16 protein-coding genes and 1 tRNA gene are annotated in these 14,436 nt (G+C 70.1%); 6 read left to right on the plus strand and 11 right to left on the minus strand.

Translation table 11 applies throughout. The features are described 5' to 3' along the window. Positions 1 to 16 precede the first annotated feature (16 nt). The 8 genes from AN216_RS29225 to AN216_RS12760 all read right to left on the minus strand — a co-directional run bounded on the left by AN216_RS29225 (position 17) and on the right by AN216_RS12760 (position 7,015). On the minus strand, positions 17 to 163 hold the full coding sequence (locus AN216_RS29225; RefSeq protein WP_170843108.1) for a hypothetical protein: 147 nt from the start codon (positions 161 to 163) through the stop codon (positions 17 to 19). A 76-nt stretch (positions 164 to 239) separates the two neighbouring features. Then, positions 240 to 446: a hypothetical protein gene (locus AN216_RS12730; RefSeq protein ID WP_070196782.1), complete on the minus strand. Its 207-nt coding sequence runs from the start codon at positions 444 to 446 to the stop codon at positions 240 to 242. A 22-nt stretch (positions 447 to 468) separates the two neighbouring features. Further along, on the minus strand, positions 469 to 1,059 hold the full coding sequence (locus tag AN216_RS12735; protein WP_070196783.1) for a DUF5947 family protein: 591 nt from the start codon (positions 1,057 to 1,059) through the stop codon (positions 469 to 471). Then, the gene (locus AN216_RS12740; RefSeq protein WP_070196784.1) at positions 1,056 to 1,643 is read right to left on the minus strand and encodes a NifU family protein; all 588 of its coding nucleotides are present in this window, start codon (positions 1,641 to 1,643) and stop codon (positions 1,056 to 1,058) included. Before AN216_RS12740 ends, AN216_RS12735 begins: the two co-directional genes overlap by 4 nt. Beyond that, positions 1,636 to 3,435 carry a nickel-dependent hydrogenase large subunit gene (locus AN216_RS12745; protein ID WP_070196785.1) on the minus strand — a complete coding sequence of 600 codons (1,800 nt, stop codon included), beginning with the start codon at positions 3,433 to 3,435 and terminating at the stop codon, positions 1,636 to 1,638. The genes AN216_RS12740 and AN216_RS12745 overlap by 8 nt, the downstream gene beginning before the upstream one ends. A gap of 77 nt (positions 3,436 to 3,512) precedes the next feature. Then, positions 3,513 to 4,622: an NADH-quinone oxidoreductase subunit B family protein gene (locus AN216_RS12750; protein ID WP_070196786.1), complete on the minus strand. Its 1,110-nt coding sequence runs from the start codon at positions 4,620 to 4,622 to the stop codon at positions 3,513 to 3,515. Positions 4,623 to 4,647: 25 nt separating this feature from the next. Beyond that, a complete protein-coding gene (locus AN216_RS12755) occupies positions 4,648 to 6,321 on the minus strand; it encodes a hypothetical protein (RefSeq protein WP_244502439.1) in 1,674 nt (557 codons plus the stop codon). 310 nt (positions 6,322 to 6,631) lie between these two features. Further along, positions 6,632 to 7,015: a winged helix-turn-helix transcriptional regulator gene (locus tag AN216_RS12760; RefSeq protein WP_070196787.1), complete on the minus strand. Its 384-nt coding sequence runs from the start codon at positions 7,013 to 7,015 to the stop codon at positions 6,632 to 6,634. 82 nt (positions 7,016 to 7,097) lie between these two features. Between AN216_RS12760 and AN216_RS12765 the strand changes: the two genes are divergently transcribed. Beyond that, positions 7,098 to 8,027 (plus strand): NAD(P)-dependent oxidoreductase, encoded by a 930-nt coding sequence (locus AN216_RS12765; RefSeq protein ID WP_070196788.1) that lies wholly within the window; start codon positions 7,098 to 7,100, stop codon positions 8,025 to 8,027. Positions 8,028 to 8,181: 154 nt separating this feature from the next. Further along, positions 8,182 to 8,454, plus strand: coding sequence for a hypothetical protein (locus AN216_RS29705; protein ID WP_139140914.1), 273 nt, complete (start codon positions 8,182 to 8,184; stop codon positions 8,452 to 8,454). A gap of 995 nt (positions 8,455 to 9,449) precedes the next feature. Here AN216_RS29705 and AN216_RS12775 read toward each other — a convergent pair. After that, positions 9,450 to 9,534 (minus strand) — tRNA-Leu (locus AN216_RS12775). Positions 9,535 to 9,682: 148 nt separating this feature from the next. On the opposite strand from AN216_RS12775, the gene AN216_RS12780 reads away from it, so the two are divergent. The 3 genes from AN216_RS12780 (at position 9,683) to AN216_RS12790 (ending at position 12,050) form a co-directional block, all read left to right on the plus strand. Continuing rightward, complete coding sequence (locus tag AN216_RS12780) at positions 9,683 to 11,002, plus strand: M20/M25/M40 family metallo-hydrolase (RefSeq protein ID WP_070196802.1); 1,320 nt, start codon at positions 9,683 to 9,685, stop codon at positions 11,000 to 11,002. A 162-nt stretch (positions 11,003 to 11,164) separates the two neighbouring features. Next, a complete protein-coding gene (locus tag AN216_RS12785; protein ID WP_070196790.1) occupies positions 11,165 to 11,398 on the plus strand; it encodes a chaplin in 234 nt (77 codons plus the stop codon). Positions 11,399 to 11,549: 151 nt separating this feature from the next. Further along, positions 11,550 to 12,050: a chaplin gene (locus tag AN216_RS12790; protein WP_070196791.1), complete on the plus strand. Its 501-nt coding sequence runs from the start codon at positions 11,550 to 11,552 to the stop codon at positions 12,048 to 12,050. A 171-nt stretch (positions 12,051 to 12,221) separates the two neighbouring features. Here the strand turns inward: AN216_RS12790 and AN216_RS12795 are convergent, their stop codons facing one another. Continuing rightward, positions 12,222 to 12,410 carry a DUF5703 family protein gene (locus AN216_RS12795; RefSeq protein WP_070196792.1) on the minus strand — a complete coding sequence of 63 codons (189 nt, stop codon included), beginning with the start codon at positions 12,408 to 12,410 and terminating at the stop codon, positions 12,222 to 12,224. A 47-nt stretch (positions 12,411 to 12,457) separates the two neighbouring features. Here AN216_RS12795 and AN216_RS12800 point away from each other — a divergent pair, with 47 nt between their 5' ends. Next, positions 12,458 to 13,177, plus strand: a complete 720-nt coding sequence (locus tag AN216_RS12800; protein ID WP_070196793.1) for a hypothetical protein — start codon at positions 12,458 to 12,460, stop codon at positions 13,175 to 13,177. Between the two features lie 72 nt (positions 13,178 to 13,249). Here AN216_RS12800 and AN216_RS12805 read toward each other — a convergent pair. Continuing rightward, positions 13,250 to 14,436: ATP-dependent DNA helicase (locus AN216_RS12805; RefSeq protein WP_170843109.1), on the minus strand; the 1,187-nt coding region annotated here is incomplete at its 5' end.

Genomic DNA, 14,436 nt, shown 5'->3' on the forward strand with positions numbered 1-14,436 from the left:
CGGCGCCAACGCGCGGTCATCGGCCGTGCCGGAAGCCGGCCTGGCGGCCCATCATCCGCCAGATGCGCACCTCGCGCATCAGCCCCGGAAACTCCTTCACGGTCAGGGCGAGTACCGCCCCTCCCAGCAGCACAGCCTGCGCGATCAGTACTCTCCTGGCCATCGGTGACCCTCTCCTTGGCAGTGGCAGTGGCAGTGGCAGTGGCAGTTGCGAGGTCGCGCCGTACGGGTCGTACGCCTCAGCCCGGTGAGATGTTCGGCATCGCCGGCAGGATCGCGTCGTGCTTCTTCCAGTGGACGCCGGTCGAGCGACGCGCGTCGGAGGTGCCGGACCTGTGATGGCCGGGCTGGCTCTCGGCGGGTCCCTCATTGCCCTGGCGGGTACCGTCGATGTGCGCAGACATGTCGGGTTTCGCGTCGGGTCTGCCGACTCGGATCTGGCCCATGGTGTGCTCCTTCGAGGGGACGTCAGGACTGTTCGGTCAGCTCGGTGAAGAACCGTTCGATCTCCGGCCACACCCGGCTTCCCCCGGAGATGCCCCGCCACTCGCGGCGTACGACGGCGACCAGCCGGAAGCAGTCGTCGACCGGGAGGATCCAGTGCGCTTGCTCGCCACGAGCGGTGTTGACCAGCAACGCCTCGGCGTGCGGCACCAGGGTCGCCAGCTCGGCGCGGCAGTCGACCACGCCCTGCCAGGTCGCCGCGTCGATCTCCCACCGGGTCGCCCCGGCCGGACTCGGATAGTGCGCCAGGGCCGTACCGTCCGCGCGCGGCACGAAGAAGGCGAGCCCGACCGGCACCCCGAGCGGCTCCGTGGCGACCGGGGCCAGCCGGAGTCGTCGTCGCGGCACCAGCTGGTAGTGCCCCTCGCTGGCCGCGTCGCGTACGAAGAGCAACGAGCACGGCAGGCAGGCGCACAGCAGCTCCTGGCGAGCGGTGTCGACCATGTGCCGGTGCTGCGCGTCCAGGGGGACACTGCACAGGTCACAGTGCTCCGCCGAGTCCGCTCGGCGGGCCCCCGCCTGGTCGACGAGGCGTTGCAGGGCGCCGGCGGTCATGTCGGCTCCGTGCCGCTCGCGGACGGCCGTAGCAGCGCGTTGAGCGGCACGAAGGCCGGCTTCGAGCCGGCACCGTCGCTCGCCGGTGCCTGCCGGACCTCCGTGAGCTCCGGCGCCACGGCGAGGACCGCCTCGCGTACGGTCTCACCCACGGCGCCGGAGGAACCGCCGCAGCCCTGGGACGTCAGCCGGATGTGCGCCACGCCCTCGTCCACTCCGGCGAGTTCGACGTCTCCGCCACGCTCCTGGACCGCCGGCCGCAGATCCTCCACCGCGCGGGACACCCGGCGCTCCGTCGGGTCGGGGTGCAGGTCGTGCAGCACCAGCAGGTGGTTGAGCAGCTTGTCCCCGGTGAGTTTCGCGGTGAGCCCGTCGGGGGCGAAGTCCAGGACACGGGCCAGGGCCTCACCGTAGACCTCGGTCAGGGCCCGCACCGCGTCGAGCGCCGCCTCCGCGGTCGGGCCGGCGACTTCCTCGACTCGTTCGAGGAGTTCGTCGATCCGGGCCAGCCGCTGTCCGACCGCCGGGTCGTCGAGCCGTTCGTGCGCGGCAGTGGAGTGCCCAGCCGTGGAACGCTCAGCCATGGATGGCTCCGAAGGTTGGGGAGTGCAGCTGTCTCAGCTCGTTGCCGTTGCCGAGGTACATGTGCACGCCACAGGGCAGGCAGGGGTCGAAGCTGCGTACGGTGCGCATGATGTCGACTCCCTTGAAGTCGTCCGCGCCGTTCTCCTCGAAGATCGGCTGACCCTGTACGGCGTCCTCGTACGGGCCCGGGGTGCCGTAACTGTCCCGCGGACTGGCGTTCCACGGCGTGGGCGGATAGGGATGGTAGTTCGCGATCTTCTTGTCCTTGATCACCAGGTGGTGCGAGAGGACGCCCCGTACCGCCTCGTGGAAGCCGCAGCCGACGGCCTCCTCGGGCACCTCGAAGTCGGTGAAGGTCTTCGTCTCGCCGGCGCGCACGAGGGTCATCGCCTCCTCCACGAACTGGAAGGCCATAGCCGCGGCGTAGGCGACGAAGTACTGCCGGGCCCGGTTGCGCTCCAGGGTGTTGTTCCAGCGCGGGATCCTCCACTCGAGCGTCGTCTCCGGCAACTGCTCGCTCTTCGGCAGCGAGATCCGCACGCTGTGGCCGGTCGCCTTGACGTAGGGGGTGTCGACCAGTCCGTTCAGCGCCGTGGACCACAGCCGTGCCAGCGGGCCGCCGCCGGTGTCCAGCGCGAGGTGCTGGCCGGAGGTCCGGTCGTACCAGCGGGGGCTCATCACCCAGCTGTAGTTCCCCTCGAAGTCCCGTTTCTGCGGCTGCGGCACAGTCGTCTGGTTCCACGGGTGGCGCATGTCGACCGGGTTGCCGAGCGGGTCGTGGGTGACGAACGGCTCCTCGCCCACCCAGTCCTCGTAGTACGAGCTGCCGAGCAGGATGCGCATGCCGAGGTTGATGTCGACCAGCTTGTTCGTGACCAACTCGCCGTCGACGATGATGCCCGGGGTGACGAACATCCGCCTGCCCCAGTCGTTCATGGTCTCGTAGCGGTAGTCGCAGAAGTCCGGGTTCTGGAAGGAGCCCCAGCAGCCGAGCATGACCCGGCGGCGGCCCACCTCCTCGTAGCCGGGCAGGGCCTCGTAGAAGAAGTCGAACACGTCGTCGTTCATCGCCACGGACTGCTTGACGAAGTCCAGCACCTTCACGAGCCGCGAGAGGTAGTCGGTGAAGGTGTTGGGCTGCGGCATGGTCCCCACTCCACCCGGATACAGCGTGGAGGGATGGACGTGCCGGCCGCCCATCGTGCAGTACATCTCGCGGGTGATCCGGCTGATCACCAGCGCCTGCTTGTACACCTCCCCCTCGAAGGGGTTGAAGGCCCGCATGATGTCCGCGATGGTGCGGTAGCCGTGCACGCCCGCCTGTGGCGCCGGGGTGTTCTCGGCCTGGGCCAGCACGCTCGGGTTGGTGTCCTTGACCATCGCCTCGCAGAAGTCCACGAAGACCAGGTTGTCCTGGAAGAGCGTGTGGTCGAACATGTACTCGGCCGCTTCGCCGAGGTTGACGATGTGCTCCGCGAGCGGCGGTGGCTTGATGCCGTACGCCATCTGCTGGGCGTAGTCGGAGCAGGTGGTGTGGTTGTCACCGCAGATGCCGCAGATGCGACTGGTGATGAAGCCGGCGTCCCGGGGGTCCTTGCCCTTCATGAAGACCGAGTAGCCACGGAACAGCGATGAGGTGCTGTAGCACTCGGCCACCTCCCGGTTCGCGAAGTCGATCTTCGTGTGGATGCCGAGGTTGCCGATGATCCGGGTGATCGGATCCCACGCCATGTCCACCATCTGTGGTGACTGGCGCTCCTTGGACCGGGACGGCCGCTCGGTGGTGGTCATGCCACTCCCTACGTGTCTGTCGCTGCTGCGTGCTGGGTGCGGTGCTGAGCGAGGGGTGCGGGTGCGGGCGCTGCCCGCTAGTTGCTCCGCGCGTCGGTCTCCGAGCGCCAGTACGGGTCGTAACCACTGGTCAGCTCGGCCTTGTTGTGGCGCCACTTGGTCTCCCGGTTCACGGCGACGTTGGTGATGCCGCGCATCCGCCGGATGAAGGCGCCGTAGGGCTTGATGAGCAGCGAGGACAGGCTGCCGCCCGCGGGCTCGTCCATGAACGGCATGAAGGCGTCCGGGAAGCCCGGCATGGTGCAGCCGATACAGATGCCGCCGACGTTCGGGCAGCCGCCGATGCCGGACATCCACCCGCGCTTGGGCACGTTGCAGTTGACGACCGGTCCCCAACAGCCAACCTTCACCTGGCACTTCGGCGAGTTGTAGTCCTTGGCGAAGTCCGCCTGCTCGTAGTAGGCGGCCCGGTCGCAGCCCTCGTGGACGGTCTTCCCGAACAGCCACTGGGGCCGCAGCATGTGGTCGAGCGGGGGCGGCGGAGCCGACCCGGCCGCGTGGTAGAGCAGCCAGGTCAGGGTCTCCATGAAGTTCTCCGGCTGGACGGGGCAGCCCGGGATGTTGACGATCGGCAGCCCGCCCCGCGAGGTGTAGTCCCAACCCAGGTAGTCGGCGAGCCCCATGCATCCGGTGGGGTTGCCGGCCATGGCGTGGATGCCGCCGTACGTCGCGCACGTACCGGCGCCGACGACGGCCCAGGCGCGCGGCGCGAGGTGGTCGAGCCACCAGTTGAGGGTGAGCGGCTGGCCGGTCTCCTCGTCCATGCCGAAGGAGGTCCAGAAGCCCTCGCCCTCGATGATGTTCTGGTTCGGGATCGAGCCCTCGATGACCAGGATGAACGGCCCCAGTTCACCGCGTGCGGCGGCCCGGAACGGCGCGAGGAAGTGCTCACCGCCCAGGCTGGGGGACAGCACCTTGTTGTGCAGGTTGACCTTCGGCAGTCCGGGAATGAGACCGAGCACGACGTCCTCGATCGCCGGCTGCGCGGCAGCCGTCACGGACACCGTGTCGCCGTCGCAGCTCATGCCCTCGGAGATCCAGAGGACGTCGATCTCCTGGAAGCCGTCCGGACGCTCCGCCGTGCTGGTTTGCTGGCCTGTCGTACGGGTATCGCTCTCGACGCTCATCTGCTCGGTCTCCTTAGGACTGCGGTCACGGAACCGGTCTGTCGGGGGGCTGCGGCACCTCGCGGTGGTCGTCGCATGAGGAAGTCAGCGGCTGGACCTCGTCCGGGCGGAAGTAGCGGAACCGGCCGTACCAGCTGTGCAGTTCGGCGGCCGGGTCGTCCTCGAGCGTGACGGCGACGTGCCGGCTGCCGTCCACGTCGTGGAACACCGCCGACACCTGAGCCGTACGCCCGGCCAGGAACATGTCCTGGGCGTCGGCGCCCCCCTTGCGCGGACGGAGGCGTACGATGCTGCCCTTCGCGACAGCGACCCCGTCGACCAGCACGCTGTCCGTCGCCGGGGATAGCCCGTCGTCGCCGCCCTCCTCCCACCACGGGGTGGTCATCCGAGGCGGTACGGAGTCCGCCTCGGGCACCGACACCTCCCGCGCCGGCTGTGCTGCCGCTTCCGGTCGCGCCCGCTGGGCCGGCCGCAACGAGCGGATCGCGCCGTGCAGCCGCTCGAACACCTCGGGCGGCAGCTGTTCGACCCGCTCGAGGATGTCCGCGGCGCGTTGGTCGGTGGCGCGTGCCTCGCGCTTCTCCTCGTCCGTTAGCAACAGCGTCCGCAGGGACAGGATCTCGTCGATCTCGGCGGAGTCGTGCAGATCCCCCGGGCTCTCCGGAGCGACTCGTGGGTGGTCGGGCAGAATGATCGGCGCGGACAGGACCAGTTCGCGCGATCCCTCCTCACCGGCGAGCACCGGGAAGGTGTGGACGTTACGGCAGCCCGCGGCATGCCGCGCCGCCCACTCGGGCGGGTCGGTCAGCGAGACGAACTCCACCCCCTGGCCGCCGATCAGGGTGTGCGTGGCCACCAGCGCCTGCCGTAGGGCCTCGTCCCGGGTGAGCCGCCCCGGGGGTGGACGCCCCGTGTTCTCGGTGCGCACCCGCAGCAGCCAGGGGGCGGCGGGGCCGTCAGGCCGTTCTGCCGACAGCGTCACCCTCGCCTCGACCGGCTGGCGCCGTCGTACGACCCACCCGGCGCCGTCCGGAAGGCTCTCGGTCTCCTCCCCGCCGGGCGCGGTGACCGGTACGGACCGCTCGCCCAGCAGGAGTTCCGCCAGCGGGACCACGACATCGACCTCCCTGGGCACCGCCTCGTCGAAGGAGAGGTGCAGGGTGCCGGCGACCTCCAGAGAGTCCACCGGCTCGTACCAGCCGTCCTCGGACCGGCGCCGCACGGACTTGCGCTGGAGTTGGAGATAGCGCACCCGTGCGTGCACCACGGCGTCGGGCAGCGGCTCCAGCAGACACTCGGTCTGCTGGTACCAGGACTCGGCGGAGCCCGCGATCCCCGGACTCACGGGTCCGTCCGCCTCCACCCAGTCCCGCGGGGCGAGGACGCCGAACTGCCACCGCACCCGGTTCTTCGGTGAGGAGCGGCGGTAGGGATAGAGCAGATATCCCTCGTAGAGCACGGAGTCCGCCACCGCGCGCACGCGCTCGAAGTCGGGCCGCGCCGCCGACGGCGACGCGGGCGGGGGCGAGGGCTGTCCCGCGTTCTGGGGGAGCGGCTGGTTCGCGGGGGCGGTGACGAGGTCGTCAGCCGGTCCGTCAGAGGGCTCGCGCAGCACCGTTTCCCTCCGTTCGTGCTCGACGTCCCGGGGCTCGATGAAAGGCGTGGCCTGATCGACCTGTCTCAGATTGGCATGGTTCATCACTTTTGACACTGATTTGCCGTTCGGGAGGGACCCAGGAGAGGGACATCCCCCAGTCAAAGCTCCGCACGGACAACGCGCTCGCCCGCAAAGAGGAAGGAGGGAACGCCGACAGGGCAGTGCTGGCAGACCGTCGACGAGGCGCGGGGCCGAGGCGACTCGTGCGTCGTCTCGACCCCGCGCTCGTGTTTCCGTGCCGGGTGCGGGAGCGTGGGTCTTCGCCACCCGGTCCCGTCGGGCGCAGCCGTCCGGCGAGGTGTGGCCCCGTTGGCACTCCCGGGCCGTGTCGACGGGCGTCACCCGCGTGCGGTCAACGTGTCCGGGCGTGCGAGGTCTCCCCGGTGGCGACCACTTCGGAGCCTTCGCGGTCAATCCGTTCGATGCCCCACGCGCCGAGCGACCCGAGCGCCTGGTTGAGCGTGCGCCCGTGCTCGGTGAGCGAGTACTCCACCCGCGGCGGCACTTCGGCAAACACCTCGCGGTGCACGAGGCCGTCCTCCTCCATCTCACGCAGGTGTTGGGTGAGCATCTTCTCGCTCACCCCGGGCAGGCCACGACGAAGCTGGGCGAAGCGGCGTACGTGATGAGCGTCGAGTTCCCAGAGAATCAGGCCCTTCCACTTGCCGCTCACCACGTCGAGCGCGGCGTCGATCCCGCAGACGTACGGTCCGCGCCTTGATGACCTGGCGGTCACTGATCCTCCTTACGAAAAGGTAAGTACCGCAGAACATAGTGGGTACTTCCAACTTTAGCGGCACTCCTTCGAGGATGGGGGCATGAACGAACCACAACCCCACCTGTCCAGCCGGAAGACCGCCGTCACCATGCTCGGGATCGGCCCGATGGGGCAGGCGATGACCCGCACCCTGCTCACGGCCGGCCACCCGGTCACCGTCTGGAACCGCACCGCCAGTCGCGCGGACGGCGTCGTCGCCGACGGAGCGACGCGCGCGGCGTCACCCGGCGAGGCGGTCGCCGCGAGCGATCTCGTGATCCTCAGCCTCACCGACTACCAGGCGATGTACGACGTGCTAGGCAGCGCCCTCGACTCGCTCTCCGGCCGGACTCTGATCAACCTGAGTTCCGACACGCCGGACCGTTCACGCCAGGCGGCGACCTGGGCGGCGAGCCACGGCGCCCACTTCGTCACCGGCGGTGTCATGGTCCCCGCGCCGATGGTCGGTACGGCGGCGGCCTACGTCTACTACAGCGGCCCCGCCCCGGAGGCTCGCCGCCACCTGGACGAGCTGGCGGTGCTCGGCGAGCCGAGGTACCTGGGCGAGGACCCCGGCCTGGCTCAGATGATGTACCAGGCCCAACTCGCCCTGTTCCTCACCACCCTCTCCGGGCTGATGCACGCCACGGCGATGCTGGGCGCCGCCGGGATGAAAGCCACGGAGGCGCTGCGGGAACTGCTCCCGGCCGCCGACTCGCTGGGCGACATCCTGCGGTCCGGAGAGGACACCCCCGGCGCCGCGCTCGACGCCGAAGAACACCCCGGCGACCTCAGCACCGTCACCATGATGGGCGCGACGGCCAACCACATCGTGGACACCAGCACGTCACTCGGGCTCGACCTCGCGCTTCCGCTGGCCGTGCGGTCCCACTACCGACGCGCGTACGAGCACGGACACGGTGGCGACAACTGGACCCGCATCATCGACAGCATCCGAGCGGGCACGGAAACCCCGAAGGCACTCAACTGACCCACGACCCCCGGAGGACGACGGCGGTGCGGCGGGCGCTCGCTGAGCTCGGCGCCCTGGACCCGCTGCATGTCCGTGTGGGCCCGGAGGGGATGGCCGCTACGCCCGACTCGACCGGGTCACGCTGTGCGAAGCGCTAAAGCCGATCCTGGGCATGGGCCCGAGGTACAGCCGCGACCGCGCGCAGAAGGACATTCATCATGTGGCCGCGGGGATGCTGGGCGAGAAGCTGCCCGACCGGCTCAACGGCTTCTCCGCTGTCGATCTCTACCATTTCCCGGCACCGTGGTCTCCGCCCGGGGCGATGCTCGAAGCGCGTCTGATCGAGGTCATCGAGCTGATCGGGTCCGGGACCGATCCTTCCTGCTGGCTCTGCCCACCCTTTTCACCGGTGAGTTGCAGCCGGCCACATTGGTGGAGCGGATAGCGGAACTGGAAAGCCTGGGCGTCACACCCGCCCCGGTCGACCTGACGCAGGCCCTGTTGCGCGTCACCCCCGCTGCGGACGATTCGGTATGTCGCGCGGCCGGGGAACTCCGCTCGGCCGCCGGGCGGCAGCTGGCCCGGTGGCTGCTTGAGGGCGGTCTGCCGTACCAGGACTCGATTCCGCGAGAATGGCCGGCCTCCGATCCGACGAGCGCCCCGGCCGGGGTGTGGCCCCCGTACAACCCGGGCTTGACGCTCACCCGTCACTACCGGCGGTCGCCGCGACCCTCGTCGACAGCTACGACCTGCGTCCGCATGGGACGACCGCCATGATCTCGCCCGCCTCCTTTGCCGCGCCCTACCGGGCGGCAGAGTTGCCGCATCACCGCGACGAGGTGGCGGCCCGTGCGGGCCTGCTGGGGAGGACCATGCTCCGGTCTCTGCTCGAAGCCAGCGGACCTGCGGGGTACGGATGCGCTGGCAGATCGCGCACGACACAGTACCGGTTCACGCGCTGCTCTCGCTCGCCGCACAATGCCAGTTGGACAGCGGACTGCTCGCGGGGCAGCTGCAGGCGCTGCTGCGCAGGAAGAGGATCAAGCCGAACCCCGTTGTCACCGCGCTGCGCGAGGCGGCCGAGACGGGGTGCCGGACAGTTCCTCGCCCTCGCCGTCGAGTGCGCGTCGACATGCGGGGCCACGGGCCGTATTGCCGAGGTCGATGAGTTGGCCGCACGCGCCGGTTCCAGCCAGACGGTGCGGAACGCTCGGCTGCTGCGCGACGTACTGAGCTGAGGTCCCATGGGGACGGCCGCCGGGCATGCCTTGACTGACTCGGGCGCCCTTAGTCGCCGTACGGCTCCCGCCGGCACTCGGCGTTGACCGGCGGCGAGCGCCGGGTCCGAGGCCCACCGGGCCCAAGCTGACGTACGAGGCTGGAAAGAACGTGTGCGGGTCGAGGCTCACCTCGACCCGCACAAGCTGGGGACACGATCTGTGTCGGGAGGGGGACTTGAACCCCCACGCCCTGTAAAGGGCACTAGCACCTCAAGCTAGCGCGTCTGCCATTCCGCCACCCCGACAGGTGGTCCCGCCGGCTTCTCGGCCCGCGCGACGGGTACAACTCTAGCACCGGCCACGAGGTGCTCGATCACGGTAGTTCCCTGGGCCACCGGCCCGGGGAAGCGGGAGTATGGGAACTCCGTCACCCGAGGAGGAAGTGTGACCCAGCTGAGCAGCCCGACCCCGGGCCGTAGCGGTACGGACGAGGTCGTCGATCTGTGTCGTGACCTGATTCGCATCGACACCAGCAACTTCGGCGGGAACGAGGCGCGGGGCGAACGCGCCGCCGCGGAGTACATCGCCGAGCAACTCGCGGAGGTGGGGCTGGAGCCGGAGATCTACGAGTCCAGCCGCGGTCGGGCGTCCACCGTCGCCCGTATCGAGGGCCTGGACCGTACGCGGCCGGGGCTGCTGATCCACGGCCACACCGACGTCGTACCGGCGAACGCCGAGGACTGGACCCATCATCCCTTCGCCGGAGAGATCGCCGACGGCTGCCTGTGGGGCAGGGGCGCGGTCGACATGAAGGACATGGACGCCATGACGCTGGCGGTCGTACGCGAGCGGCTGCGCACGGGACGCAGGCCCCCACGCGACGTGGTGCTCGCCTTCCTGGCGGACGAGGAGGCGGGCGGCATCTACGGGGCCCGGCACCTGGTCGATCACCACCCGGGCCTCTTCGAGGGAGTGACGGAGGCGATCGGCGAGGTCGGGGGCTTCTCGTTCACGGTCAACGAGAACCTGCGGCTCTACCTGATCGAGACCGCCCAGAAGGGCATGCACTGGATGCGACTGACCGTGGACGGCACGGCCGGCCACGGGTCGATGACGAACACCGACAACGCCATCACCGAACTGTGCGAGGCGGTCGGCCGACTCGGCCGACACACCTTCCCGGTACGGGTCACCAAGACCGTGCGCTCCTTCCTCGACGAGCTGTCCGACGCGCTCGGGACCGAGCTGGATCCGGAGGACATGGAGGAGACGCTGGCCAAGCTGGGCGGGATCGCGAAGATCATCGGGGCGACGCTGCAGAACACCGCGGCCCCCACCCAGCTGGACGCCGGCTACAAGGTCAACGTCATCCCCGGGCAGGCCAGCGCACACGTGGACGGACGGTTCCTGCCCGGGCACGAGGAGGAGTTCCTGGCCGACCTGGACCGGGTGCTCGGGCCACGCGTCCGCCGGGAGGACGTGCACGCGGACAAGGCGATGGAGACCACGTTCGACGGCGGGCTGGTCGAGGCGATGCAGAGCTCGCTGAAGGCCGAGGACCCGGCGGCCCGGGCGGTGCCGTACATGCTCTCCGGCGGGACGGACGCCAAGTCCTTCGACGACCTGGGCATCCGCTGCTTCGGCTTCGCGCCGCTGCGGCTGCCGCCGGAGCTGGACTTCGCCGGAATGTTCCACGGCGTCGACGAGCGGGTGCCGGTGGACGGGCTGAAGTTCGGGGTACGCGTGCTCGACCGGTTCCTGGACCAGTGCTGAGTGGAGGGCTCCGGTCCGTACGCCGCGTACCCGAATCGGGCAGTCGTTCCTCCGTAGCCGGTACGGGTGAATGGCTCCGTGTGCTCGTAGCCCGTTGACCAGCTCCTCGTTACAGGTGATGCGGCCCGCGGTATGGGGCCGTCTGTCAACGAGGAGGAATTAATGATCAAGAAGGTCGTCGCTACCGCGGCTGCCGCCGGTGGTCTGGTGCTCGCTGGAGCCGGTATGGCCAGCGCGGACTCCGGAGCCGAGGGTGCCGCGTTCGGCTCCCCCGGCGTGATCTCCGGGAACGTCATTCAGCTGCCGATTGACGCGGACGTGAACGCCTGTGGCAACACGGTCAACGTCGTCGGGGTGCTGAACCCGGCCTTCGGCAACACCTGCGTCAACGGCTGACATGGTCTCTCGCTCCTCGCGGAGCGAAGCCCGTGGGTCCCGGACGCTACTGCGGCGCCCGGGACCAACGGGTCTCTGGACGAGCAGGTGTGACGGTATGACTGCCGGATCTCTCGCTCGTAATTCACACGGAATGAAGGCAGGAACAACCATGCGACAGGTCTCCAGAACCGGCCTGATCACTGTGGCCGCGGCAGGCAGCGTGCTGGCGCTGTCCGGCGGCACCGCGTTCGCCGACTCGACGGCCGAGGGCGGCTCCGCGAACTCGCCGGGCTTGCTCTCCGGGAACACCGCGCAGGTGCCGATCGACGCGGACGTGAACGTCTGCGGCAACACCGTCGACGTGGTCGGTTTGCTCAACCCCGCGTTCGGCAACGAGTGTGCGAACGATTCCACGGAGAAGCCGGAGAAGACGGACAAGCCGGCACCCAAGCCGGAGAAGCCACAGCCGGACAAGCCGGAGGAGAAGACTCCGGAGGAGCCGCGCGAGCAGCCGAAGGAGCAGCCGCAGGCCGCTCCCCAGCAGGCCGTGGAGCCGCAGCTGGCCGAGACCGGCGGTAGCTACGACCTCGCGCTCGGGATGACCCTGGGCACCGGGCTGCTGCTCGGTGGCGGAGTGCTGTACCGCCGTGCCCGGGTCGGCCGACGCTGAACCGACCACCCGGGTGCCTGACACCGGCCGGGGCGCGTCACCCCCCTCCTGACAAGCCTCCTGAACAGGGCCGTTTCGGCTGGTGAGAGAGACGTATCGAGCGGGACTCGCGCGTGGTCGCGGGTCCCGCTCCGGCGTGCCCGCCCGGAACGCCCCCTCGGGCCCGGCCGATCACCAGGTCGCCCGCAGCTGGCGGATGATCCGGCGCCGCAGCCGCACCCGCCGGCTGCCGTCCGGATAGAGCCGCGTGCGGTCCAACTCCCAGTGACCGTACTCCGCCTGATCGGTCAGCAGCTGTGTCGCCGCCTTGCGGGAGACACTGCGTGGTACGTACACATCGCGAAATTCATATTCCGGCATCTCATCTATTGTGCGGGCAGGGACCAAATGCGGATAGCGTCTGCACTATGTCTGATGCTGCGCAGCCGACCGCTGCTGACGTACGCGCTGCCGTCGAGGCAGTCAAAACCGCGCTCGACCGGCACCTCGAGGCCGTTGAGCGGCGGGCCGGTGCGGCTGCCGAGGCGGGCGGGGACGGTCCGGAGGAGGCCGCCGTGTACACCGCGTTCGACCAGCTCGCGGTGGCGGGTGAGGCGTACGACGAGCTGCTGTACGAGGCGTACGACGAGGTCACGCCCTTCGAGATCCCCGGCGGGGACACGATGCCCGAATACACCGGGCCGGACGAGCCACGGTCCCTCAGCGTCTTCGTACGCCGCGACTACACGCTGACCGAACCGCAACGGCTGCTGGCACAGGCGCAACGCGTCACCGACCTCGACCCGGAGTCGGGGGAGGGGGACGAGGACGACGAGGCCGAGTCGTTCGTCGGGCCTACGGCGGGACGCAGCGTCCACGCGGCTCTCGGGGTGCTCTTCGGCGAGTACGAGCCGGACGAGATCGCCACGCGGCACCGGGAGTTCGGCATGGAGGAGGGCGACGCCACGCTGTGGGTGGCGGCCGCCGACGAGCCGCGGGAGCCCGGCGAGTGGCTGTCCGCGCCCTTCGACCAGGCCGACCCCGAGCGGGTCATCTGCCGGTTCGACGTGAGCACCGTCTTCGACGAGGAGTTGGAGCCGGCGGACCCGGCGACCGAGGACGGCGCGGGTGGTCACCGGGCACTCTGACCGTGGCCGTGCCGCCCACTGTCAGCCGCGGTGGCTGGCCGTCCCGCACACTCCGCCGCGCTGGCGGGCGCGCTACCTTCCCTCGCCCGTCGTCCCCGTCGCACGCTCCGTCGAAGGATCGGGCTCCAGCTGCGCGACCGCCCGTACGAGCAGCGTACGCAGTCTGGTCGTACGCGCCGTCGCGAGCTGCTCGGAGACTGCCCGGGGCAGGGCCTGCTGCACGCCCTGGACGATCGACAGGTGGCGCTCCGCACGTCCGAAGGTGGTGTACACCCAGTCCCGGGTCAGGGTGTCCGCCGCCTCACCCGGCAGCACCGCGACCACGGCCGGCCAGCGGGTGCCCGCCGCCTGGTGCGTCGTGATCGCCCAACCGTGCCGGAGGGCGGCGGCCACGCGCTGCGGCGCCAGGACGACGCTGCGGCCGGCCAGCTCCAGGTGCAGTCCGTCGTCCCCGGCGTCGCGGACGCTTCCGGTGACGGTGTGGCCGGGAGCGGGGGAGTAGGCCACGCGGTCTCCGGGGTCGAATCCGCCGAAGCGGCCCGGGCCGGGATTCAGCGCTTCCTTGAGCGCGGTGTTGAGCGCCCTGGTGCCCGCCGCGCCACCGTGTCCGGTGGTGAGCACCTGGGTCTGTTCAGCGGGCACCCCGATGGCACGCGGCACCGAGTCGGACACCAGTTGCACCGTGCGGCGTACGGCGTCGGTCGGATCCTGGACGGGCACGATGACCATCTCCCGCTCCGGCGCCGCCACGGGTGGCAGTTCACCGACGCCGATCCCGGAGACCAGCTCGCCGAGTGGTCCGGGATCGGGGGTACGGGAGGCCACTCGGGGGCAACAGCCGGAGGCTCGGACGTCCTGGAACACCTGCCCCGGGCCGGCGGAGCCGAGGAGCTGCGGATCGCCGCTGAGCACCAGCCGCGCGCCGTCCGGCAGGCCCTCGACCAGCGCCGCGGCGGTCTCGGCGGCCAACTGCGGGGCGTCGAGCACCACGAGCAGGTCCAGCGCGTACGCCCCCTCGGCGTCCAGCCCGGGCCCCTCCCACCCGCTGCGGAGCCCGGCCACGGTCACCGCCGGGACGTCGGCGGTTTCCGGGGCGTTGGCGCCTTCCGGGGTGTCCGGCACACGCGGGGCGTCCGAGCTGGGTGCGCCGCCCGAGTCGTCCGAGCCGCCTGAGACCTTCTGGAGATCCGGGTGACGTGCCGCGTCCGCTCGTCCTCCGCCGGCGTCGACGATCATCCGCGCGGTGCGACGCCGGCCGT

The organism is Streptomyces oceani (assembly GCF_001751245.1).
GTDB lineage: Bacteria > Actinomycetota > Actinomycetes > Streptomycetales > Streptomycetaceae > Streptomyces > Streptomyces oceani.